The 21,064-nt window shown below is 72.6% G+C and carries 20 protein-coding genes and 6 pseudogenes; 16 read left to right on the forward strand and 10 right to left on the reverse strand.

The window, feature by feature from the left end:
* Positions 1 to 17: 17 nt before the first annotated feature.
* Together DEJ15_RS15780 and DEJ15_RS15785 are read left to right on the forward strand one after the other, a co-directional pair.
* A pseudogene (locus DEJ15_RS15780) lies at positions 18 to 413 on the forward strand (acyltransferase family protein); the annotation flags it as partial.
* A 109-nt stretch (positions 414 to 522) separates the two neighbouring features.
* A complete protein-coding gene (locus tag DEJ15_RS15785; protein ID WP_284175248.1) occupies positions 523 to 1,227 on the forward strand; it encodes an acyltransferase family protein in 705 nt (234 codons plus the stop codon).
* A gap of 61 nt (positions 1,228 to 1,288) precedes the next feature.
* Here DEJ15_RS15785 and DEJ15_RS15790 read toward each other — a convergent pair whose 3' ends face one another.
* The 5 genes from DEJ15_RS15790 to DEJ15_RS15810 form a co-directional block, all read right to left on the reverse strand.
* Positions 1,289 to 1,723 carry a DUF1801 domain-containing protein gene (locus tag DEJ15_RS15790; RefSeq protein WP_284175249.1) on the reverse strand — a complete coding sequence of 145 codons (435 nt, stop codon included), beginning with the start codon at positions 1,721 to 1,723 and terminating at the stop codon, positions 1,289 to 1,291.
* A 119-nt stretch (positions 1,724 to 1,842) separates the two neighbouring features.
* Entirely contained in the window at positions 1,843 to 2,208 is a 366-nt protein-coding gene (locus DEJ15_RS19025) for a YsnF/AvaK domain-containing protein (RefSeq protein WP_349814745.1), read from the reverse strand.
* A gap of 307 nt (positions 2,209 to 2,515) precedes the next feature.
* Entirely contained in the window at positions 2,516 to 2,710 is a 195-nt protein-coding gene (locus DEJ15_RS19030) for a PRC-barrel domain-containing protein (protein ID WP_349814746.1), read from the reverse strand.
* 78 nt (positions 2,711 to 2,788) lie between these two features.
* Positions 2,789 to 4,930, reverse strand: coding sequence for an MFS transporter (locus DEJ15_RS19035; protein WP_349814747.1), 2,142 nt, complete (start codon positions 4,928 to 4,930; stop codon positions 2,789 to 2,791).
* 8 nt (positions 4,931 to 4,938) lie between these two features.
* Positions 4,939 to 5,466, reverse strand: a complete 528-nt coding sequence (locus DEJ15_RS15810; protein ID WP_110825946.1) for a winged helix-turn-helix domain-containing protein — start codon at positions 5,464 to 5,466, stop codon at positions 4,939 to 4,941.
* A 103-nt stretch (positions 5,467 to 5,569) separates the two neighbouring features.
* Here DEJ15_RS15810 and DEJ15_RS15815 point away from each other — a divergent pair, with 103 nt between their 5' ends.
* A complete protein-coding gene (locus DEJ15_RS15815; protein ID WP_110825945.1) occupies positions 5,570 to 6,769 on the forward strand; it encodes an FAD-dependent oxidoreductase in 1,200 nt (399 codons plus the stop codon).
* Between the two features lie 129 nt (positions 6,770 to 6,898).
* Here DEJ15_RS15815 and DEJ15_RS15820 read toward each other — a convergent pair.
* A pseudogene (locus tag DEJ15_RS15820) lies at positions 6,899 to 8,067 on the reverse strand (N(5)-(carboxyethyl)ornithine synthase).
* Between the two features lie 59 nt (positions 8,068 to 8,126).
* A complete protein-coding gene (locus tag DEJ15_RS15825) occupies positions 8,127 to 8,540 on the reverse strand; it encodes a MarR family winged helix-turn-helix transcriptional regulator (protein ID WP_110825943.1) in 414 nt (137 codons plus the stop codon).
* 50 nt (positions 8,541 to 8,590) lie between these two features.
* Between DEJ15_RS15825 and DEJ15_RS15830 the strand changes: the two genes are divergently transcribed.
* The gene (locus DEJ15_RS15830) at positions 8,591 to 9,217 is read left to right on the forward strand and encodes an alpha/beta fold hydrolase (RefSeq protein ID WP_284175250.1); all 627 of its coding nucleotides are present in this window, start codon (positions 8,591 to 8,593) and stop codon (positions 9,215 to 9,217) included.
* Entirely contained in the window at positions 9,201 to 9,368 is a 168-nt protein-coding gene (locus DEJ15_RS15835) for an alpha/beta fold hydrolase (RefSeq protein WP_284175251.1), read from the forward strand. The genes DEJ15_RS15830 and DEJ15_RS15835 overlap by 17 nt, the downstream gene beginning before the upstream one ends.
* 63 nt (positions 9,369 to 9,431) lie before the next feature.
* Here the strand turns inward: DEJ15_RS15835 and DEJ15_RS15840 are convergent, their stop codons facing one another.
* Complete coding sequence (locus tag DEJ15_RS15840; protein WP_110826046.1) at positions 9,432 to 10,301, reverse strand: UbiA family prenyltransferase; 870 nt, start codon at positions 10,299 to 10,301, stop codon at positions 9,432 to 9,434.
* 230 nt (positions 10,302 to 10,531) lie between these two features.
* On the opposite strand from DEJ15_RS15840, the pseudogene DEJ15_RS19040 reads away from it, so the two are divergent.
* Both DEJ15_RS19040 and DEJ15_RS15845 read left to right on the forward strand, forming a co-directional pair.
* Positions 10,532 to 10,870: pseudogene (locus DEJ15_RS19040) on the forward strand (MFS transporter); the annotation flags it as partial.
* Complete coding sequence (locus tag DEJ15_RS15845; protein WP_284175252.1) at positions 10,857 to 11,831, forward strand: MFS transporter; 975 nt, start codon at positions 10,857 to 10,859, stop codon at positions 11,829 to 11,831. The pseudogene DEJ15_RS19040 and the gene DEJ15_RS15845, both read left to right, overlap by 14 nt.
* Positions 11,832 to 11,843: 12 nt before the next feature.
* Here DEJ15_RS15845 and DEJ15_RS15850 read toward each other — a convergent pair whose 3' ends face one another.
* Both DEJ15_RS15850 and DEJ15_RS15855 read right to left on the reverse strand, forming a co-directional pair.
* Complete coding sequence (locus tag DEJ15_RS15850) at positions 11,844 to 12,407, reverse strand: EamA family transporter (RefSeq protein ID WP_284175253.1); 564 nt, start codon at positions 12,405 to 12,407, stop codon at positions 11,844 to 11,846.
* Positions 12,408 to 12,474: 67 nt separating this feature from the next.
* Positions 12,475 to 12,852, reverse strand: a pseudogene (locus DEJ15_RS15855) (DMT family transporter); the annotation flags it as partial.
* A gap of 77 nt (positions 12,853 to 12,929) precedes the next feature.
* On the opposite strand from DEJ15_RS15855, the pseudogene DEJ15_RS15860 reads away from it, so the two are divergent.
* The 9 genes and pseudogenes from DEJ15_RS15860 to DEJ15_RS15900 all read left to right on the forward strand — a co-directional run.
* Positions 12,930 to 12,977: pseudogene (locus DEJ15_RS15860) on the forward strand (hypothetical protein); the annotation flags it as partial.
* 6 nt (positions 12,978 to 12,983) lie between these two features.
* Positions 12,984 to 13,736, forward strand: a complete 753-nt coding sequence (locus DEJ15_RS15865) for a LysR family transcriptional regulator substrate-binding protein (RefSeq protein WP_284175254.1) — start codon at positions 12,984 to 12,986, stop codon at positions 13,734 to 13,736.
* Positions 13,736 to 14,548: a fructosamine kinase family protein gene (locus DEJ15_RS15870; protein WP_110825939.1), complete on the forward strand. Its 813-nt coding sequence runs from the start codon at positions 13,736 to 13,738 to the stop codon at positions 14,546 to 14,548. The genes DEJ15_RS15865 and DEJ15_RS15870 overlap by 1 nt, the downstream gene beginning before the upstream one ends.
* Positions 14,549 to 14,605: 57 nt before the next feature.
* Positions 14,606 to 15,340 carry a hypothetical protein gene (locus tag DEJ15_RS15875; RefSeq protein ID WP_284175255.1) on the forward strand — a complete coding sequence of 245 codons (735 nt, stop codon included), beginning with the start codon at positions 14,606 to 14,608 and terminating at the stop codon, positions 15,338 to 15,340.
* Between the two features lie 44 nt (positions 15,341 to 15,384).
* Positions 15,385 to 16,731: an ABC transporter substrate-binding protein gene (locus tag DEJ15_RS15880; RefSeq protein ID WP_284175256.1), complete on the forward strand. Its 1,347-nt coding sequence runs from the start codon at positions 15,385 to 15,387 to the stop codon at positions 16,729 to 16,731.
* 109 nt (positions 16,732 to 16,840) lie between these two features.
* Positions 16,841 to 17,686, forward strand: a complete 846-nt coding sequence (locus tag DEJ15_RS15885; RefSeq protein WP_110899799.1) for a carbohydrate ABC transporter permease — start codon at positions 16,841 to 16,843, stop codon at positions 17,684 to 17,686.
* A pseudogene (locus DEJ15_RS15890) lies at positions 17,683 to 18,580 on the forward strand (carbohydrate ABC transporter permease). Before DEJ15_RS15885 ends, DEJ15_RS15890 begins: the two are co-directional and overlap by 4 nt.
* A gap of 136 nt (positions 18,581 to 18,716) precedes the next feature.
* The gene (locus tag DEJ15_RS15895; protein ID WP_284175257.1) at positions 18,717 to 19,775 is read left to right on the forward strand and encodes a TIM-barrel domain-containing protein; all 1,059 of its coding nucleotides are present in this window, start codon (positions 18,717 to 18,719) and stop codon (positions 19,773 to 19,775) included.
* Positions 19,738 to 21,045, forward strand: a complete 1,308-nt coding sequence (locus DEJ15_RS15900; RefSeq protein ID WP_284175259.1) for a TIM-barrel domain-containing protein — start codon at positions 19,738 to 19,740, stop codon at positions 21,043 to 21,045. Before DEJ15_RS15895 ends, DEJ15_RS15900 begins: the two co-directional genes overlap by 38 nt.
* Positions 21,046 to 21,064: the final 19 nt, after the last annotated feature.

The following is a 21,064-nucleotide window of genomic DNA, read 5'->3' on the forward strand; positions in this document are numbered from 1 at the left end:
GGGAGCACACTGGGACGATGACGCGGATCGCACCCCCGACGGACACCGTGCCCGTCGTCGCGCCGTCCGTACCCGCCGCGGCCGCGCCCGTGGCGGCCCCGCCAGCTCCGGCGTCGCCGCCGGGTCGCGCCCTGGCGTTGGACGGCCTCCGGACCGTCGCGATCGTCATGGTGGTCCTGTACCACCTGCACGTCCCGCAGTTCGAGGGCGGGTGGATCGGCGTCACGGTCTTCTTCGTGCTCTCCGGCTACCTCATCACCACGCTGCTCCTCCGCGAGCGGCAGCGGACCGGCACCATCCGGCTCGGGTCGTTCTGGTGGAAGCGCATGCTCCGGCTCTACCCGGCACTCGTCGCCCTCGTCGTGGCCGGACTGCTGCTCTGGAACTGGGTCGGCGACTACAAGGGCGCGTCGCTCTCGGCAGGTTCGGCGGCGTTCATCGCCCTGACCTACACCGGGAACCTCTACCGCTCGTTCTGGGACACCACGCAGGGGGGTCTTCGCGCACACGTGGAGCCTGTCGATGGAGGAGCAGTTCTACCTGGTCTGGCCACCGGTGCTGCTGCTCCTGCTGTCGCTCGGACGTCGTCGGCGGACACTCGTCCTCGGCCTGTCCACCGTCGTCGTGGCGGCGTCGGCAGCGTCGTGGCTCAGCTACCGCACCCCCTCGGGCGGCTCGACCCCGGACGTGTACTTCTCCCCCGTGCTCGGCGTCGTGCCGCTCGCCACCGGGTGCGTGCTCGCGCTGCTGCTCGACGACGAGCGGTGCCGTTCGTTCGCCTCCGGCCTCGCCGGACACCTGGGCACCTGGGCGGGCGCCGCGGCGGTGGTCGGCGTGCAGTTCTGGATCGGTGACGACTGGACCGACCACGCCTGGACCTTCGGCCTGCTCATGCCGGCCACCGGACTGGCGGCGGCGGTCCTCATCGGCGGGCTGGTCTCGGTGCGGACCCCGGTGTCCGTGGCCCTGTCCTGGTCCCCGGTCGCCTGGTTCGGACGCCGGGTGTCGTACTCCGCCTACCTCTGGCACCCGCTCGTGATCGCCCTGCTCGGCACGTTCGCGATCGGCTGGTTCGGGAACGTCTGGCTCTTCGCCGCCGCCGTCATCGTGTCGATCGGGGCGGCGTACGCGATCGAGGTCCCGGTCGAGAAGCTCCGCGCGCGTGTTCGGGAGGCCCGTCGCCTGGTCGCCGAGGACCACGCCGCCCGCAGCGCCGCCGCGAGCTGACGCGGACCCGACAGCGGGGCCGGTCGGTCAGCGGCTTCGGTCGGTCAGCGGCGTCGGTCGGTCAGCGGCGTCGGTCGGTCAGCGGCGTCGGCTGGCCTGGCGTCGCGCGTGGTTGTGGTCGATCGCCCGTCGCACGAGCGCCTGCAGTGCCGGGACGTCGACGTCGTCCCCCCTCGGAGTACTTGATCGCGCGACGCTGGTTGCCACCGAGTTCGTCGTTGAACAGGCCGTCCGGGTCCTCGAGGGCCGCGCCGTACATGAAGCCGAGCTTCACGGCCGTCCTGAAGACGTTGCCGACGACGAGGATGCCGTCGAGTTCCCACACCGGAGCGCCCCGCCACTTCCAGGTCTCCTCGATCGCCGGGTCGACGGCCAGGACCGCCGCACGTGCGTCGGCGAGGACCGCTCCGCGCCAGTCCGCGTGCGCCGCGATCATCGCATCGATGTGCTGTGCCGGCGTCGGCTCCACTGCCGGTGTCTCGTCGGTTGCTGCCATGCGCACACGCTAGTGGTCGGCACCCCTCCGACGCCCGCCCGGTCGTGGTGCCGGTGCAACGACGGACGGGAGGCCCGGTGCCAGCCGGCACCGGGCCTCCCGGTCGTGCAGAACGCGACTCAGCGGCGGGTGGTGCCGTCCTCGTCGAGCTCGATCTCCTCGTGCGAGACGTCCTCGGAGACCTGCTGCTGCTCGGTGACGGTCTCGGTGCCGAGGCGGACGCGCTCGACCGGGACGGTCTCCTTGTCGACCACGACGCGCTCCTCGCTGAGGGTCACCTCGTGCTCCTCGTCGGACAGGGCCGGGCCGTCGGTCGCCGCGCCGACGTTGCCGTCGGTGATCGGCTCGGTCTCGAGGCGGACCTCTTCGTGCTGCACCGGCACGGTGACGGACTGCTGTTCCGTGACGACGTGCTTGCGGAGGCGGGCACGGCCGGTCTGGACCTTCTGGGTGCCGACGTCCAGGCGCTCCTCGGACCGCGTCATCGCGTCGTCCGTGTTCGCCCCGGACGTGTCGTGGCCGGCGCTGCGGTCGACGTCGGTGACGTCACCGGTCGTGCCGGAGCCGGAGGCCGTGCCTGTGGTGAGGTCCGGGTCGGTGCCGGTCGTGCCGGTCGTCGACTCGGTGCCGAAGCCGGCCGAGGTGTCGGTGCCGGTGGTGGTGCTGCTGCTGCTGCTGCCCAGGCCGTAGTGGTCGAAGATGCGGTCCTGCTCGTCGTCGCTGAGGTCGCCGTCGGCGTCGATGCGCGGTGCGTCCTTGATGCGGTCCTTGTCGTACGCGACGCGGAGTTCGTCACCGGTCAGGTCGGCGCCCTCGAGGGGGGACGAACGACTCCGAGGTGCCGAAGAGGCCGGTGGAGACGCTGGCGAACAGCGGGTGGCCGTCGGTGTTGTCGACGTAGACCTGCTTGACGGTGCCGACCTTCTGGCCGTCCGGGTCGATGACCTTGGCGTCGAAGACGCTGTTGATGTTGTTCGTGTCGATCATGGTCGTTCCCTTCGTCGTGCGGTGGTGGTGTGTCAGGTGGGTTCGTGGGGGGCAGAGCGCCCGGGGCAGTGCCTCGGCTCAGCGGCCGAGACCGACGCGGTCGACCTTGCGGTGGTACCGCATGCCCGTGAGGCCGCCGAGGACCGCGCCGACCAGGCTGATGACGGCGACGACGATCACGGTGATGATCCCGGTCACGGTGAGCGTGCCCTCGTCGACCGGGATCCGCGGGAAGCTGTTGAGGTTCCCGAGGACGTTGAACTGGCTGCCCGCGACGGCGGTGACGATCGCCACGACGATCGCGATGACGACCGCCCAGATCCAGACGGCGACGCCCTGCTTGGCACCGGAGAACCGGGCCATGCGGCCGGCGACGTAGCCGCCGGCGTAGTAGGCGACTAACAGGATCACGGCGAGTGCGATGGCGCCGACGATGCCGACGACGTCGCCGTTCTGCGTCACGTCCTTCGCAGCGTCGTCGACGTCGCCGCCGTTCTGGCCGAGGCCGACGCCCGCGCCGACGGCGGTGAGGAGGGCCGTCAGGATGACCGCGGTGCCGGTGGCGGTGAGCCAGCCGAAGAACGCCGAGCCCCACTTGAAGCCGGCGAACTCCTCCTTCTCGCGTTCGAGGACGGTCTCACGCTGGGTCGCACCGCGCTCGGCGCGTCCGGCAGCACCCGCAGCGACGCCGTCGTTCCGTGCGTGGTCGCGTCCGTCGTTCCGGTCGTCACCGGGAGCGGCGACCGCGTGAGCGGCGTCGCCGTCGTGGTGCGTCTCGTCACGACCCGTGCCGTCGTGCGCGCCGGTGCCGCGGACGGGCCGGGTGTCGTCGTCGGGTGTGCTCATGGGTGCCTCCTGGCGGTGGTGCTCGTGCTGGTGGTCGATCCGCACGGAACGGAACTCGGGTGCGCCCGTGAGGGCTGGCAGATCCGGCACCTGGTGCGGTTCGCGGACAGTCGGGAACCGGTCGGTCAGGAGCCCGCGGACTCCTCGACCGTCACGTGCCGGACGCTCCGGGTGGCGGCCGCTGCCACGGTGGCGAGGACGATGAGCGCGGCGCACCCGAGCAGGGTCGGCACCGCTCCCACGGTGTGCGCGAGCGGTCCGACGAGCGCTTCGCCGACGGGCACCGCGACGACCGAACCGACCGCGTCGTACGAGTACACGCGGGCGAGGACGTCGCGCGGCACGTTCGTCTGCAGGGACTGGTCCCAGGCGATGGAGAACACCTCGATCGCGACGCCGGCGGCGGCGAATGCGACGACCAGCGCGACGACCGACGGGGTCAGCGCGAGGGCGAGCACGGGCACGGCGGCGACGACCATCAGTGCGACCCCGATGCCGAGTGCGTGCCGGGGTCGCCACCGGAGCGCGATGCCCGCGCCGATCGCGAGCCCCACGGAGAGCGCGGCGACGACGAGCCCCCCACGCGGCCCGACCGAAGGACGCGTCCGCCACGACGGGCCCGAGGACGGCCGTCGCGCCGACGAACGCCGCGTTGAGCACCGCGAACTGCACCACGACGATCCACACCCACCGGCGGCTGGCGAACTCGCGCCACCCCTCCTGCAGGTCGGACACGACGGACCGCGACGTCCCGCTGTCCGCGTCGGCCGCTGCCGCGCCGGTCCGAGGCAGTCGCATCCGTGCGAACAGCAGGCCGGCGACGGCGAAGCCGGCCGCGTCGACCGCGAGTCCCCATCCCGGCCCGACGAGGGCGACCAGGCCGGCACCCGCCGAGGCGCCGAGGATGCTCCCGCCGTTGAGGCCGAGCCGGAGCATCGCGTTCGCGGGGCGGAGCATCGGCGCGGCCACGGTGTCCGGCACGAGTGCCGCCGCGGCGGGGAGGCTGACCGCCGCGACGGCTCCGTTCAGGACGCTGAGGACGACGAGGGTCGGGATGCTCGCCGACCCCGTGAGGACGAGCGCAGCCACCACGCCCTGCGTGACGGCGGCAGCGCCGGACGTCCCGACGAGGACGACGTCGCGGGGCAGGCGGTCCGCGACCACGCCGCCGAACAGCAGGACCGCGACGTTCGCCACCGACCGTGCGGCCACGACCATCCCGAGGTCGGCCGCCGACCCGGTCAGGTCGAGCACGGCGAACGCGAGCGCGATGGGCGCGACCGCGTTGCCGAGGATGCTCGTCGTGCGGGCCGCCAGGAGCCACCGGAAGGGTGCGTGCCGGAGCGGACCGAGACGGTCGACCGTGGTGCTCACCGTCGTGCTCACCGACGTCGCACCGGGAACAGCGCCGCCGTCATCGACACCGGCTGTGTCCCGGGTGTCCGCGGCGGACGTGCGGCGGCGTGCAGGAGGGCGGCGGTCTGCCCGACGTGGTGCACCGCGCGGCGCCACGTCTCCGGGTCCACCCAGAGTTCGGCGTCGGCGGACATGCCGGGGCCGTCGACCTGGTCGAGGGCTCGCCGCCGGAGCTCGTCCGCGACCAACCCGAGGTAGGCGACGCGCTCCTCCGCCGTGTCCGGGTCGAGCGGGTGCACGTCGTGGACGTCGAACGGCACCGACGACGCCTCGTGCCGGTAGCGCTTGGCGTCACCGCCCCGGAGCCGGACGACCTCGACGACCCGGACGAGTCCGGCACGCTCGAGCACGCGCAGGTGGTAGCTCGCGGTCGCCTGCGAGAGCCCGAGCTCCCGGCCGGCTTCGGCGGCGCTCATCGCGACGCCGGTCAGGAGCGAGAGCAGTCGCAGGCGGACGGGGTGAGCGGTGGCGCGGAGCTCGTCGATGGCGGACACGGCGTCATGGTGACACTCGCGACGCGGCACCGTCAAAAGGTTCTTTGGGGGTCGTGGTGGCGTTCCCGGCAACCGGTGGTCCGGCCGTGCGTAGGCTCGGCCCGTGACCACGGACACCACGGACGTCCTCGTCGTCGGCGGCGGACCGGTCGGCCTCTTCCTCGGCGCGCTCCTGGCGGCCAGGGGAACCGCCGTGCAGGTCTGGGAGCGCCGGACCACCGACCCGGTCGGCTCGCGGGCGATCGGGATCCACCCGCCGTCGCTCGACGCGTTCGCCGAGGTCGGGTTGGCCGACACGGTGCTCGCGGAGGCGGTCCTCGTGCGGACCGGGGTGGCCCGGAGTCGCGGTCGGGTCCTCGGCACGCTGTCGTTCGACGGCGCCTCCGACACGCACCCGTACGTGGCGACGCTCGACCAGCACCGGACCGAGGTGCTCCTCCGCGACCGGCTCGATGCCGGTGCACCCGGAGCACTCCGGACCGGCACCGCACTCGTCGGGCTCACCCGGCACCGCGACCACGTGGACGCGACCGGCACCGACCGCGACGGCCGACCGGTCGAGATCCGCGCGTCCTTCGTCGTCGGCGCGGACGGCGCCCGGAGCCTGGTCCGCGACCTGCTCGGCATCGGGACGACCGGCCGGGACTACCCGGACCGCTACGTGATGGGCGACTTCGCCGACCCGGAGGACACGGACGCCCGTTCGGCCGCCCTCGTCGACGTCGGGGCGGCGGGCGTGGTCGAGTCCTTCCCGCTCCCCGACGGCCGCCGACGGTACGTCGTGCTCCTCCCCCGGGACGACGCCCTGGCGGACCCGGCCGTCCCCGCGGCCGCAGCCGACGCGCCGGAGGCGGACCGGGCCTCCCGGCTGGCGGCGATCGTGCGGAACCGCACGGGTGTCGCACCGGACCCCGCCACCTGCTCGATGCTCAGCGCCTTCCGCGTGCGTCGCCGCACCGCGGACCGCGTCGGACTCGGCCGGGTGGTCCTGGTCGGCGACGCGGCCCACGAGATCAGCCCGATCGGTGGACAGGGCATGAACCTCGGGTGGCTGGACGCGGCGGACCTGGCACCGGTCCTCGCCGACGCGGTCCGCACCGGTGCGGCCGGACCGTGGCCGGCGTACGCGCGACGGCGGCAGGCCGCCGCACGACGGGCCGGACGGCAGGCGGAGGGGAACATGGCCCTCGGCCGTGCGGTCCCCGACGTGGTCGGCGTCGGCCGGGAGGCGCTGCTCCGGTCCGTCCTGGCGCTCCCGACCGCGGGTGCCCTGGCCCGGCTGTACGCGATGGCCTGGGCGTAGTCGACCTCCCGTCCGTCCGACCGGCCTGCGTGACGGGCCCGTCCGAGCGGGACGCCACCGAGTGGTCGGGACGCCGCGGGAGGTGGCGGCGTCTCGGAGCCATCGAGGCGTCCCGAGCAGACGCCGCCGTCAACCGATGACCGCGTGCGGGTAGGCCGCCGCGCGGCCCTGGAAGGCGAGGATCGCCTCGTTGCGGACCTGCCCGTGCTCGATCTCGATCGCCCGACGGATCGTGTCCGACTCCGCCCACGCCGACGGCCCCGACATCACCGTCCGGAGGAACGGCATCAGCGCCTCGCTGATCTCCCACGTCGACGAGTTCCAGAGCAGTGACGGGCTGTGGTCGACGGCGTAGTAGTTCGTCGACCCGCCGACGGTGACCATGGGCTCGGCGAACGACGTCGGCCGTGCCCAGCTGAAGCCCATCCCCCTCGTCGATCGAGACGTCGACGACCAGGCTCCCCGGGCGGAAGGCCTCGAGGTCCTCGGTGCGGAGGTAGGTCAGGGGCGCGTTCGGGTCCTGGAGGGTGCAGTTCGCGACGATGTCGTTCCGCGCCAGGTACGGCGCGAGCGGGACCGAGCCGTCCCGGGTCCGGACCGTGCTGCCCGTCGGTGCGTCCTCGTCGTGCTCGATCTGCAGGATGTCGACGGACGGGATCGGCGACCCGACGGCGGCGATGTCGCGGTTCGTGAGGACGCGGACGTCGTGGATGCCGTGGGCGTTGAGGGCGGTGACGGCCCCACGGGCGGTGGCACCGAAACCGATGACGACGGCGGTGAGCCGACGCCCGTAGTCCCCGGTGGAGCCGCAGAGCTGCAGCGCGTGGATCACCGAGCAGTACCCGGCGAGCTCGTTGTTCTTGTGGAAGACGTGCAGGCCGAAGCCGCCGTCGGCCCGCCAGTGGTTCATCGCCTCCCAGGCGATCAGGGTCAGGCGCTTCTCGATCGCGAGCTGCGTCAGCGTCTGGTCCTGCACGCAGTGCGGCCACCCCCCAGAGCACCTGGCCGTCCCGCAGGTCGGCGAGGTCCGGTGCCTGGGGCTTCGGCAGGAGCACGACGTCTGTGGTGGCGATGATCTCCGCACGCGTGGCCATCGCTCCGACGAGGGGTTCGAGCTGCTCGTCCGGGACGCCGAAGCGATCGCCGTACCCGCGCTCGAGGACCATCCTGGCGCGGAGGTCGGGGTCGATGCGTTCGACGTGTGCGGGGTGGATCGGCAGGCGACGTTCGTCGGCCTTCCGGGAGACAGCCAGCACCCCGAGCCGGAGCAGGTGGGGTGTCGGCGTGGTTTCGGTCATGGTGCACTGTACGGCCCGCACGGTCGAGGGCCCCGCGTACCCGGACGCGGGGGGGCCGTTCACTCCGCCGCGGTGAGAGCAGCCAGCGCGCGCTCCAGGTGGCGCCGACCCGCGTCGTCCAACGGTGCGAAGAGCTCGTCGAGCACGTGGACCGCGATCGCGTGGCCGTCGTCGAGCGCTGCGCGGCCGGCGTCCGTCAGGGTGTGCACGAGACGGCGCCCGAGTCCCGCCGACCGTTCGATGAGGCCGCGTTCGACGAGCCGTGTCGCGAGCGTGCCGAACGCCTGGTCGCTCTGGAACGTGGCGACGGCGAGGTCGTGGCCGGAGGCTCCGGGCATCCGGTCGACCGCACGGAGCGCGTCCCACTGCACGAGGCTGACCCCGACGTCGCGGAGCGCAGCGTCCATCGTCCGGTGGTTCCGGTACTGCGCCCGCTTGAGCATCTGTCCGAGCAGTTCGAGGTCCGTCGCCATGGTGCTACGGTATCAACATCATTACATCAACATGTTGAGACAGGTGGACCATGACCAGCACCCTCCCCACTGACCTCCCCGTCGACCAGGACGGCGACCCCGCCGCGCGGATCGCCCTGGTCCTCCACGGCGGCGGTGGCCCGCAGACCGTCGCACCGATCGTCGGGCACCTCGCGGCGACCATGCACGCCGTCGCGCCGACCCACCCCGGCTGGGACGGCACCGCCCGGCCGGAGGCCATCGCCTCGGTCGCCGACCTCGCGCACGCGTACCTCGACCACCTCGTCGACCGCGACGAGCACGACGTCGTCCTGATCGGTTCGTCGATCGGCGGGTGGGTCGCCCTCGAGATGGCCGTCCAGGCGGCCGCCGATGACCGGTACCGCGGACGGATCGGTGCCGTCGTGGTGATCGACGGCGTCGGCGTCGTGGTGGACGGTGAGCCGATCGCCGACTTCTTCGCCCTCGACGCCCGCGGACTGGCCGAGGTGGCATGGCACGACCCCGAGCGCGGGTACCGGGACCCGGCCGGCTCCACCGACGAGCAGCGCGCGGTCCAGCAGGCGAACGGCCGCACCATGGCTGCCGTCGCCGGCACGAGCATGAGCGACCCGACGCTCCTCGGCCGTCTGGGGGGCGGTGGACGTCCCGACCCTCGTCGTGTGGGGTGCCAGTGACCGCGTCGTCACGCCCGCGTACGGCAGGGCCGTCGCCGCAGCCGTTCCCGGTGCGCAGTTCGTCGAGGTCCCGGCGGCCGGGCACCTCCCGCACCTGGAGGCCCCGGACGCGACGTGGGCGGTCATCGACCCGTTCCTGCGCCGGTCCTGATCGGGCGCTCCGCACGCCCTGGCGTCGGTCTCGCCCTGGGGCTGGTGTGCGGGCGGCCGCGGCTCAGGCCACCAGGGCCGCTCCCGCGAAGCCGAGCTCGACGACGAGCACGAGCGACGACGCGATCACCAGGCGGAACAACGTGCGGGTCGGCGGCCCGGTCAGCACGAGTCGCACCCCGACCGCTGCCAGGACGACCACGACGACCGCACCCAGCACAGCCAGCACAGAGCCGACCCCGCGGACCGGGTCGTCGCCGCCGAGCTGGCCGACGAGCACCAGGACGGCCGCGACGACGAGCGAACCGAACGCGACGACCCCGGACGCGTGCAGGCCGAGCCGGTGCGGGAAGCCGCGCACCCCGGTCGCCTCGTCGTCGACGAGGTCGGGCAGGACGTTGGTGCAGTGGATCGCGACGCCGAAGACCGCACCGGTCGCGATCGCCCACGCGGCGGGCCACCTGACGTCGGGCCCCGCCGCGATCGCGACGACCGGGAGCAGCCCGAACGCGACGACGAACGGCGCGACCGACCAGACCGTGCGCTTCAGGCCGGCGTCGTACGCCCACCCGGCCGCGACGAGGACCACGTGTGCGACCGCGGCGACCGGCCCGAGGAACAGCGACAGCACGACGGCGATGCCCGCGGTGACGACGGCGGCGGCGCGGACCGTCCCCACGGCGATGAGCCCACGGGCCACCGGCTTGTCGCTCCGCCCCACGGCTCGGTCACGGTCGGCGTCGATCCAGTCGTTGGCGAGCCCGATCGAGAGCTGGCCGGCGACCACGGCGAGCGCCACGAGCACGACGGTCCCCACCGGGTGCCCCACCGCGGCGGCGAGGACGGTGGCGAGGACCGTCACCGTCACGGTCGGGCCGGGGTGCGAGGACGCTACGAGCAGGCGGACGGTCGAGGGCCTGCGCGGAGGGGTCACCGTGCCAGCGTACGGAGCGGACGTGCGCTCGGTCGCCACGAGCCATGCCACCGGGCAGTGCGACGGCCGGCGGTCCCCCCTCGTGAGATCCGCATGCCGGACATCCTGGACGAGCACACGACCACCTCCGGCCTAGGGTCCGATGGGCGTCGACCACGGGGCGCACGCGGGAGGGATCACCATGACCACGACGAGCATCCCGGCCGGACGGCGGGGGGTTCCTGCGCCGGATGACCTTCGCCTGCGCGTGGGGCGAGGGCCTCGACGGGTTCGACCTCGGCGTGATCAGCGTCGCCCTGCCCGCCATCACCGTGGCGCTCGGCCTGGACCCGGTGCTCGCAGGACTCATCGGTGCGAGTTCACTGATCGGCATCTTCATCGGAGCGCCGCTCGCCGGCTGGCTCACCGACCGGTTCGGCCGCAAGCGCGTCTTCACGATCGACGTGCTGGCGTTCATCGTCCTCGGTCTCGCGCAGGCGTTCGTCGCCGACGGCTGGCAGCTGTTCGTCGTCCGGGTACTGCTCGGGGTCGCGATCGGCGCGGAGTACGCGATCGGTGCCGCGATGCTCGCCGAGTTCGCCCCCCGCGAAGGACCGCGGCCGACGACTGTCCGGGTTGCTCGTGTGTTGGTACGGCGGCTACCTGATCGCCGTCGTCACCGCCTACGTGATGATCGACGCGTTCGGCCTGAGCTGGCGGTGGGTGCTCGTGACGAGCGCGCTGCCGGCCGTCGTCACCGCCGTCGCCCGGATCGGGTTCCCGGAGTCGCCGCGGTGGCTGCTCGCCCGCGGCCGGGTGGACGAGGCGCGGACGATCGTCGCCGAGCACCTCGGCGGCGACGCGTACTTCCGCGACGAGCAGTACGCGGCGGAGCAGCAGAAGGCCGGCGGGTACCGCGTCCTGTTCTCGAAGGAGAACCGGCAGCGTCTCGCGTTCATCTCCCTCTTCTGGGCGTGCAACGTCGCGCCCTACTTCGCGATCTTCACGTTCGCCCCGACGGTGCTGAAGTCCCTGCAGCTGCACGACGAGGCCGCGGGCACGATCACGGTGAACGCGATGGCGGCGGTCGGCGCACTCGTCGGCATGCTCACGATCGAGCGGCTCGGGCGTCGCCGGCAGCTGATCCCGCCGTTCTGGATCATGGCCGTGGCGCTCGTCGTCGTCGGACTGTGGGGATCCGCGCCCGGCGTCGTCGTCGTGCTGTGTTTCGCGGTGTTCTCGTTCATGAACGCCGTGCAGGGCAACCTGACCGCGGTCTACCCGATCGAGGTGCTGCCGACCGAGGTCCGTTCCACCGGCGTCGGGTTCGCTGCCGCGTGCAGCCGCATCGGCGCGGCCGCGGGGACGTTCCTGCTCCCGGTCGGCATCTCGACGATCGGCATCGGTGCGTGCATGCTCATCGCCGCGGCCGTCTGCGTCGCCGGCGGGATCCTGTCGCAGGTCATGGCACCCGAGACGACGGGCAAGGGGCTGCACGACACCAGCACGCAGCCGCTCCGGCAGCAGACGCCGTCCGCCGCAGGGCGCTGACGCGCGGGCTCGTCACCGGCCGGCCGCCGCCGCCCCTTGCTCACCGGCCGGCGCCGGAACCGACCGACGCCGTGACCCGATCAGTCCCGACGCCAGAGCGATGCCGAGAAGCACGACGAGACCGCCCACCGGCTCGTTCCACCGCAGCGGCTCCCCGAGCACGAGGACGCCGAGTGCGACCCCGACGACCGGCGTCAGGTAGGTCACGGTGGAGGCGCGCCCGGCGCCCCAGGCCCCGACCAGCCGGGTGTTCCACGCGTACGCCAGCCCCGTGCCCACCGCGCCGAGCGCCACCATCGCGGCTCCGATCCTCCAGTCCAGCCGCACCGGACCGGTCGCGATGACGGGTGCGACCAGGAGCATGAGCACCGCGGCGAGCGTCAGCTGCACCGTCGCGACGGTGGTCGGGTCGATCCCGCCGCCGACGCCGAAGCGGCGGAGCCACGCGAGGCCGATGCCGTAGGACGCCGTCATGCCGAGGAGCGCGAGCTGTCCCGGCACGCTCGCCAGGACCTCCGGGTCGCCGAGCACGTCCCAGGGACCGACGAGCACGAGGACCCCGACGATGCCGAGCACGATCCCCCCCGATCTGCCGCCGGTTCAACCGCTCGGTCGGCACCAGGACGGCCAGCGCGAGCAGCGTCATGATGGGCGTCGTCGCGTTGTAGATGCTGGCGAGCCCGGACGGCACGGTCTGCTCGGCCCACGCCATGAGGGACGACGGCACGGCGTTGAGGAACACCGCGACGACGAACAGGTGTCCCCACAGCCGCCGTTCACGCGGCCACCGACGGCGCGTGACGAGCAGCACGACGACGAGCGTCAGTGCGCCGAGCACCGTCCGGACCGTGGCGACCTGCTGGGGCGCCAAGCCCTCGAGCCCGATCTTCGCGAAGAAGAAGCTCGAGCCCCACGTGAGGGCGACGAGGACGTAGAGGAGGGCGTTCACGAGGCCTAGTCTCGGGAGTGTCCGGTCATGCGGCAAACGCATGACGCTCATGCCGTCATGAAGGAAGCGCATGACCGTATCGCTCCCCCCAGCTCCGCGCGTTCGTCGCGACCGTCGACGCGGGCTCCTTCACCGCGGCCGCGCTCGCGCTCGGTGTCGGGCAGTCGGCCGTCTCGCACGCGGTCGCCGGACTCGAACGCGAGGTGGGCGGCCCGGTCGTGCTCCGCGGCGCCGCCACCGCGCCGACGCCGCTCGGCGACCGCTTGCTCGCCCACGCCCGGAGCGTGCTCGCCTCGGTCGACGCCCTGGAGGCCGTGGTGCGGCCCGCCCCGGCACGCGGCACCGTGCGCCTCGCCGCCGTCCCGACGGTGTGCCAGGGGCTGCTCCCCCGGCTCCGCGCGGTCTGGGCGGTCACGCTGCCGGACGTCGACGTGCAGGTGTACGAGGGCGACGACGACGAGATGCCGGAGTGGCTCGAAGCGGGCACGGTCGACGCCGCGGTGCTCGTCGACCCGACCGCGGTACCGGACGGCGGGGTCGTCGTCGCACAGGACGAGATGGCCGCCGTCGTCCGCCGGGACCACCCGCTGGCCGAGCTCCCGGCGCTGACCCTCGACGACCTGCACGAGGACGGCCTGGTCGCGGGCGGCGGTGGCTGCGAGCACCAGATCCAGCTCATGCACGAGCGGGCCGGACAGCCGTTCCGCTACGCCCACCGCGTGCGGGAGATGAGCACGATGTTCGGCATGATCCAGCGCGGCGAGGGCGTCTCGATCGTGCCGACGCTCGGCCGCGTGATGCTGCCGCCGGACCTCGTCATGCTGCCGATGTCGCCCGGGTACCAGCGGACGCTGGTGCTGAGCGGGCCGTCCTCGCGGCCGTGGCACCCCCCTCGCCCGGGCCCTGGTCGACGCCGTCTGAACCCGGAGCCGTCCCCGGTCGGCAGGATGGGGTGATGGCCTCGACGCACACGAAGACCTTCACGGACCCGGACGAGGCCGCCGCCGAGGCGGCCGGCCTCGAGTGGCTCGCCGAGGCCGAGGAGACCGGTGGCACCCGGATCGCCCGCGTCCTGGGGCGTCCACACCCGACCCTGCTCGAACTGGAGCTCATCGCCGACGGGACCCCGACCCGTGCGCAGGCGGCGCGCTTCGGTCGCTCGCTGGCCCACACGCACGCCGCCGGTGCCGCGCACTGGGGTGCCCCGTCGCCCGGGTTCCCGGCGAACGGTCCGCTGCGGATGGGCCGCTCGCGCACACCGTTCGTCCCCGCGTCCGAGGCGCCGACGTCCTGGGGCGCGTTCTTCGCCGAGTACCGGATCCGGGACTTCGTCGAGCGGATCGTCGACGCCGGCGGGTACGACGGTGCCGAGGCCGCCGTGTTCGAGCGGGTCTGCGACCGCCTGGAGGACGGCTCGCTCGGGTCCCCGCAGCCGGCGCTCGTCGGGGACGGTCCGGCCCGACTGCACGGCGACCTCTGGGCCGGGAACGTGCTCTGGCCGCGAGAGGCGGACGCACCGACCGGCGCCGTGCTCATCGACGCGACCCCGCACGGCGGTCACGCGGAGACGGACCTGGCGCTGCTGGCACTGTTCGGCCTCCCGGAGCTCGGGACCGTGTTGGCCGCGTACGACGACGAGTCGCCGCTCGCGCCCGGGTGGCAGGACCGCGTGGCGCTGCACCAGCTCGCCCCGCTCCTGCTCCACGTGTTCCTGTTCGGTGGCTCGTACACCGACGCCGCACTGCGCGCCGCCCGCCGCTACGCCTGACGGCCCGGACCGCATCCAGGCCGGACGGGTGGCCATCCCCCCTGCCAGGCTGGGGAGATGACCTCCGTCCCCGAACCCTGGATGCAGCGACTCCGCGACGGCGCCTTCCCGCCCGTACGGAAGACCGTCGTCGCCGTCGCGGTCCTCGGCGTGCTCGGGCTCGCCGGCATCGCGCTCGAGCTCTCCAGCGGGGTCGGTGTCGGGTCCGGCGACGGCCGCAGCAGTCGGGGCTGGCTGCTGCCCTGGTTCCTCCTCTTCGCCGCGGTCGCGCTCGCGGTCGGCACCGCCCGGTACCGCCGTCGCGACCGTGCCGCGCTGGCCCGTGCCCGGGCGTGGCAGGTGCGGCCGCGCCTGTTCCTGCCGGCACACGTGAACCTCCGCGGTGACCTCGCCGCGTTCGGCATCGCTCCCCGCCGTCGGGCGCGACCGGCGCTCTGGACCGTCGACGAGGTCGGGCTGCACGCGTGGACACCCGACCAGGCCGAGCCCGTCGTCGAGATCCCGTGGGTTGACCTCCGCGACGTCGAACCCGACGAGCGCAGGACCATCACCGGGCAGAGCGGTTGGTCGCTCGCCCTCGTCACGGGGGCAGGACGCCTCGGGGTGATCGCGCGCCCCGCGCTGGGATCGCCGCTCGGCGCCAGCGCTCGGAAGCAGGACGAGCTCATGCGGGCCGTCCGGTCCCTGCGGCAGGAGCTCCAGCACGCACCGGAGCCCCGCGGCTCGTCCCTCCCCCTGACCCTCCCCGGAGAACGCGACTTCGGCGTTGACTTTGCGTTTACAGCGCTGTAAAACTGGGCTGGCGCGATGGAGCGCGAAAGGGAGTGACCATGGTCATGGGCAGCACAACGGCACGGACGGCACTCAGTCGGCGCGGGTTCCTCGCCGGCACGGTCGGCGGGCTCGGCACGCTGGCGCTCGCCGGGTGCTCGGCCCCCTCGGCAGGCAGCACCGCGGCGGGTGGCAGCACCCTGCGCTTCTACGAGCAGAAGCAGGAGGTCATCGCCTACTTCGACGACCTGCTCCGCCGCTTCGAGCGGGAGAACCCCGGCATGCGCGTCGTGCACGACAGCACCGGCGCCATCGCCCCGCAGTTCGTCCGCGGTGAGCCCGCGGACGTCGGCTGCTTCAACGACAACCTCGAACTCGCGCGCTACATCGAACGTGGTGTGCTCCGTGACCTGAGCGACCTGCCGTCCGCGGGCCGGGTGCGGAAGAGCATCGACGGCCTGACGAACCAGTACGCGAAGTACGAGGACCGCACCAGCGTGCTGCCGTTCTCGCTCGCGGCGGCCGGCGTCATCTACAACAAGCGCATCTTCGCCGAGCAGGGCCTGCCGGTCCCGACCACGTGGGACGAGTTCGTGGACGTCTGCACCGCGCTCCGGAAGGCCGACATCACCCCGGTGTACGCGACCGACCGGGACACCTGGACACTCTGGCAGGGCCTGTTCGACTACTCGGTCGGGAGCCTGGTGGACACCGGCTCGTTCTTCCGGAAGATGAAGGCCCTCGGGACCGACGTCGGGCCGGACGCCGAGGTGTCGTTCGAGAAGGACTTCGCCCTGCCCATGGAGCGCGCGAAGACCATCTCGTCGTTCTTCAACCCCGACCACGCCACCCGGTCCTACGCGGACGGCAACCTCGCCTTCGGGCAGGGCAAGGCGGCGATGTACCTGCAGGGACCGTGGGCGCTCGGGCAGATCGCCCTGGTGGACGACCGACTGCCGGTCGGCACGTTCGCCCTGCCCGTCTCGAACGACCCGGGCGACCGCAGAGCCCGGGTCAACATCGACCTCGGGTTGTGGATCCCCACCACGACCCCGCACCTCGAGCAGGCGCAGGAGCTCGTCGAGTTCCTCATGCAGCCCGACGTGATCAACGCCTACAACCGCGACAACCTGGCGTTCTCGACCACCGAGGACGCTCCCCCCGCAGACCGACGAGCGACTCGAGGGGCTGCAGCAGTACGTCGACGACGGCGCGTTCTACCAGGGTGCCGGCACCTTCATCCCCACCTCCATCCCGCTCGGCAACTACCTGCAGACCGCCATCCGCAGCGGCGACTTCGACTCGATGCTGCGGCGGCTCGACACCGACTGGCGACGACTCGCCGGCCGCTCGGCGACGGTCTGACCGGCGCGACCAGGAACAGCCGGACCGGACCCCAGGAGCGATCATGACCATGCAGACCCCCCCTGACCCCCCGAGACCGAGGACCCCCGTCCCGGCCCCGCCACCGCAGCGACCCGCGTCCACCGCCGCGTCGGCTCTCTGCACCGCACCGAGGGCATGTACTACCTGTTCCTCGTGCCCGCCCTCGTGCTGTTCACGGCGTTCGTCGTCGCGCCGGCATGCGTCGGCATCTTCTACAGCTTCACGGACTACCTCGGGTTCGGGCAGTGGCACTTCCTCGGCATCGAGAACTACCGCGCACTCGTGTCCGACCCGGCGATCCTCGGGTCGTACGGGTTCACGCTCGGCTTCGCGGTGGTGACCGTCATCGTCACGCAGACGATCGCGCTGTCGCTCGCCATCGCCCTGTCCAAGCGGGTCCGTTTCGCCGCGGGTCTGCGGTCGGTGTTCGTCATCCCGATGGTCGTGTCCGGCATCATCGTCGCCTACGTCTTCAACTACCTGTTCTCGAACACGTTGCCGGCCCTGGCCACGTCGGTCGGGTTCGGCCCGCTCGAGCAGAGCATCCTCGGCGACCCGAACCTGGCGTGGCTCGCCATCGTCATCGTCTCGGCGTGGCAGACCATCCCGGGCGCGCTCCTCATCTACACCGCCGGACTCACCTCGATCCCGGCCGACGTGTACGAGGCCAGCTCCCTCGACGGCGCCGGGACGTGGAAGCAGCTCCGGTCGATCACCCTGCCGCTCATCGGTGGCTTCATCGTCATCAACACCGTGCTCGGCGTGAAGGGCTACCTCGGCGCCTACGACGTCATCGTCGGCCTGACGAACGGCGGGCCCGGCTCCGCGACGAGCAGTGTCGCGATGACGATCTTCACCGGCTTCACCAGCGGTGACTACGCCTACCAGATGGCCAACGCGACCGTCTTCTTCATCATCACCGTCCTCATCTCGGTCCTGCAGCTCGCAGTGACGCGCGGAAGGAACCTCCGACTCGCATGAGCGCCATCGACACCCGGTCCCCGGCCACCGCAGCCGCCCGCACCGCCCCCGACCAGCCGCGCCGCCGCCGCCTCGAGCGCGTCAACTGGCCGCTGACGATCATCCTGGCGCTCGCGTCCCTGACCGTCCTCGTCCCGCTGTACGTCACGGTCGCCATGGCGTTCAAGACGAGCGCGCAGGCGGTCGACGGCAACGCGCTGTCCCTGCCGACCCCGTTCAACCCGGCGAGCTTCGCCGAGGCGTGGGCGCTCACCCGCTTCCCGGTCTCGTTCTCGGTGTCGCTCGGCGTCGCCGCACTCACCGTCGTCGCGACGCTCCTGCTCAGCTCGTTCGCCTCGTACGCCATCGTCCGGAACTGGCACCGCCGCTTCTTCCGCTGGTCGTTCGTGTACCTGCTCGCGGCGATGTTCCTGCCGTTCCCGGTCGTGGCGCTCCCCCCAGATCAAGCTCACCGCGATGATCTCGCTCGACAACCCCATCGGCGTCGCGATCCTGCACGCCATGTTCCAACTGTCGTTCAGCGTGCTGCTCTACTCGGCGTTCCTGCGCTCCATCCCGGTCGAACTCGAGGAGAGCGCCCGCATCGACGGCGCCTCCACGTGGCAGATCTTCTGGCGCATCATCCTGCCGCTGCTCGGACCGATGAACGCGACCGTCGGCATCTTCGCCTTCCTCGCCTCGTGGAACGACTTCATGATGCCGTCGCTCATCACCGCGGACCCGGGGCTGCAGACGCTGCCCGTGGTGCAGAACATCTTCCAGAGCCAGTTCGGCACGAACTACAACGTCGCGTTCGCCTCGTACCTCATGGCGATGGCGCCGACCGTCATCGTCTACCTGTTCGCGCAGCGCTGGGTGATCAGCGGCGTGACGCAGGGCGCCGTCAAGAGCTGAACCGAGCCTCCAGACCGACACCGGCCGGAACGGCCGAGACAGGACCACCAGCGTGACCACACCCCCCTCCCGGCCCCCCTGCCCACCATCCGCCCCTTCCCCCGGATCCGACCCCGTCGCCTCCGCCGAGGCCGTCGTGCACGGCGACCACTGGCGGGTCACGGTCCTGCAGGACGGCCTGTTCCGGGTCGAGTGGAGCGAGGACGGCGGCTTCGAGGACCGCGCCTCGACGTTCGCCGTGCGCCGGCGGCTCGAGGTGCCCGAGTACACGGTGCTGCGCCGCGGCGCGGGCGTCGAGGTGACGACCGACCGTGCGACCCTGCGGTACGACGGGCGGCCGTTCTCGTCGGCCGGCCTGGTCGTCGAGACCTCCGGACCCGACGCCAACCGCTGGCGCTACGGCCAGGAGGCCCGTGACCTGGGTGGCACCGGACGCACCCTCGACGACGTGGACGGGCGGATGCCGCTCGAGTCCGGCGTCCTGGCGCGCGACGGCATCGTCATGCTGGACGACAGCGAGTCGTTCCTGTTCGAGGACGACGGCTGGGTCGGCAGCCGGGTCCCCGGCCGGCGGGACGTCAGCGTCTTCGCGTACGGGCGCGACTACGCCGCGGCGCTCCGGGCGTTCCACGCGGTGTCCGGGCCGCCGACCCTGATGCCCCGGTGGGCGCTCGGCAACTGGTGGAGCCGCTACCACCCGTACTCGGACGAGTCGTACCTGGCCCTCCTCGACCGGTTCGACGAGGAGCGCCTGCCGCTCTCCGTCGCCGTGATCGACATGGACTGGCACCGGGTGGAGTCCGTCCCGTCCCGGTTCGGCAACGGCTGGACCGGCTACTCGTGGGAGCCCTCGCTCTTCCCCGACCCGCCAGCGTTCCTGGCCGAGCTGCACCGGCGCGGGATGCGCACGACGCTCAACCTGCACCCCGCGGACGGCGTTCGGGCGTTCGAGGACGCCTACCCCGCGATGGCCGCGGCGATGGGGGTCGACCCGGACACCGAGCAGGCGATCCCGTTCGACCCCACCGACCCGGACTTCCTCCGCGCGTACCTCGAGGTGCTGCACCGTCCCCTCGAGGAGCAGGGCGTCGACTTCTGGTGGATCGACTGGCAGCAGGGCCGGACGTCCTCCGTCCCGGGGGGTCGACCCGCTCTGGGTGCTCAACCACTTCCACCTGCTCGACTCGGCCCGTGACGGCGGCGGCGGCATGACGTTCTCCCGCTACGCCGGACCGGGCAGCCACCGCTACGCCGTCGGGTTCTCCGGGGACGCCGTCGTCTCGTGGGCGTCCCTGGCGTTCCAGCCGGAGTTCACCGCCACCGCCGCGAACATCGGCTACCCGTGGTGGAGTCACGACATCGGCGGGCACACCCGCGGGGTCCGGGACGACGAACTCGCGACACGGTGGGTGCAGTTCGGCGTGTTCTCGCCGATCATGCGCCTGCACTCGGCGAACAACCCCTTCATCCGCAAGGAGCCGTGGGTCTTCCCCGCCGAACCGCGGGCGGCGATGGGCGACGCCCTGCGCTTCCGGCACCGCCTCGTGCCGTACCTGCACACCATGAACCACCTCGCCGCGGACGGCACCCCGCTCGTCCGGCCGATGTACCACCTCGAGCCGCACCGGGACGAGGCGTACCGCGTCCCGAACGAGTACGCCTTCGGCACCGAGCTGGTCGTCGCGCCGATCGTCGAACCGCGTGACCCGGTGACCCTGCGTGGGCACGCCCGCGCCTGGTTGCCGGCCGGGACCTGGACGGACGTGTTCACGGGCACCACCTACGCCGGGGACCGCTTCGTCGACCTGCACCGGACGCTCGACACGATCCCCGTGCTGCTGCGGGCCGGCGGGATCCTGCCGCTCGCCGCACCGGAGGAGGTCGACGCGACGGTGAACCCGGCCGCGCTCGAGGTGCTCGTCGCGCCCGGGGCCTCCGGCAGCTTCACGCTCGTCGAGGACCGCGAGGACACGTCCGGGCAGGAGGACACCGGCGGATCCGCGGGACCCTCCGGCGCCGACGGCACCGGTGCCTGCCGGACGACGCTCACCTGGGACCGGGACACCGCCTCGTTCCGCGTCGACGCGGCGGTCGGGGACGTCGACGTCGTCCCGGTCCGTCGACGGTGGCGCGTCACGTTCCTCGGGTCGCCCGCCGCCGGGCAGGAGGCCGCGGTCGTCCGGCCCGACCGGTTCTCGGTCGACCTCGACGTCCCCACCGACGAGGGCGCGTTCCTCACGTTGGCCGGTCCCCCGTCGGTCGGCGTCGACGCACGGGACGCCGCGCGGGAGCTGCTCGAGCGCGCCCAGGCCGGGAACCCCGAGAAGCTCACCGCGTGGGAGATCGTGGACCGCGACGTGCCGCGGGCCGACCGGATCGTCGAGCTCGAGACGGTCGGGCTGCCGGACTCCCTGCGGAGCGCCCTGGTCGAGCTGCTGGGGAGCGTGCAGCCGGACGGGCGCTGACGACGGGCTCGCCGCGGTC

Origin of the sequence: Curtobacterium sp. MCJR17_043 (assembly GCF_003224315.2) — a bacterium.
In the GTDB taxonomy this organism is placed as follows: Bacteria; Actinomycetota; Actinomycetes; order Actinomycetales; family Microbacteriaceae; genus Curtobacterium.

Coding starts and splice junctions, on each gene's coding strand:
- DEJ15_RS15785 (WP_284175248.1), top strand. CDS start 523: ATGGAGGAGCAGTTCTACCTGGTCTGGCCACCGGTGCTGCTGCTCCTG.
- DEJ15_RS15790 (WP_284175249.1), bottom strand. CDS start 1,723: ATGGCAGCAACCGACGAGACACCGGCAGTGGAGCCGACGCCGGCACAG.
- DEJ15_RS19025 (WP_349814745.1), bottom strand. CDS start 2,208: ATGACGCGGTCCGAGGAGCGCCTGGACGTCGGCACCCAGAAGGTCCAG.
- DEJ15_RS19030 (WP_349814746.1), bottom strand. CDS start 2,710: ATGATCGACACGAACAACATCAACAGCGTCTTCGACGCCAAGGTCATC.
- DEJ15_RS15825 (WP_110825943.1), bottom strand. CDS start 8,540: ATGGCGACGGACCTCGAACTGCTCGGACAGATGCTCAAGCGGGCGCAG.
- DEJ15_RS15830 (WP_284175250.1), top strand. CDS start 8,591: ATGACCAGCACCCTCCCCACTGACCTCCCCGTCGACCAGGACGGCGAC.
- DEJ15_RS15870 (WP_110825939.1), top strand. CDS start 13,736: ATGGCCTCGACGCACACGAAGACCTTCACGGACCCGGACGAGGCCGCC.
- DEJ15_RS15875 (WP_284175255.1), top strand. CDS start 14,606: ATGACCTCCGTCCCCGAACCCTGGATGCAGCGACTCCGCGACGGCGCC.
- DEJ15_RS15880 (WP_284175256.1), top strand. CDS start 15,385: ATGGGCAGCACAACGGCACGGACGGCACTCAGTCGGCGCGGGTTCCTC.
- DEJ15_RS15885 (WP_110899799.1), top strand. CDS start 16,841: ATGTACTACCTGTTCCTCGTGCCCGCCCTCGTGCTGTTCACGGCGTTC.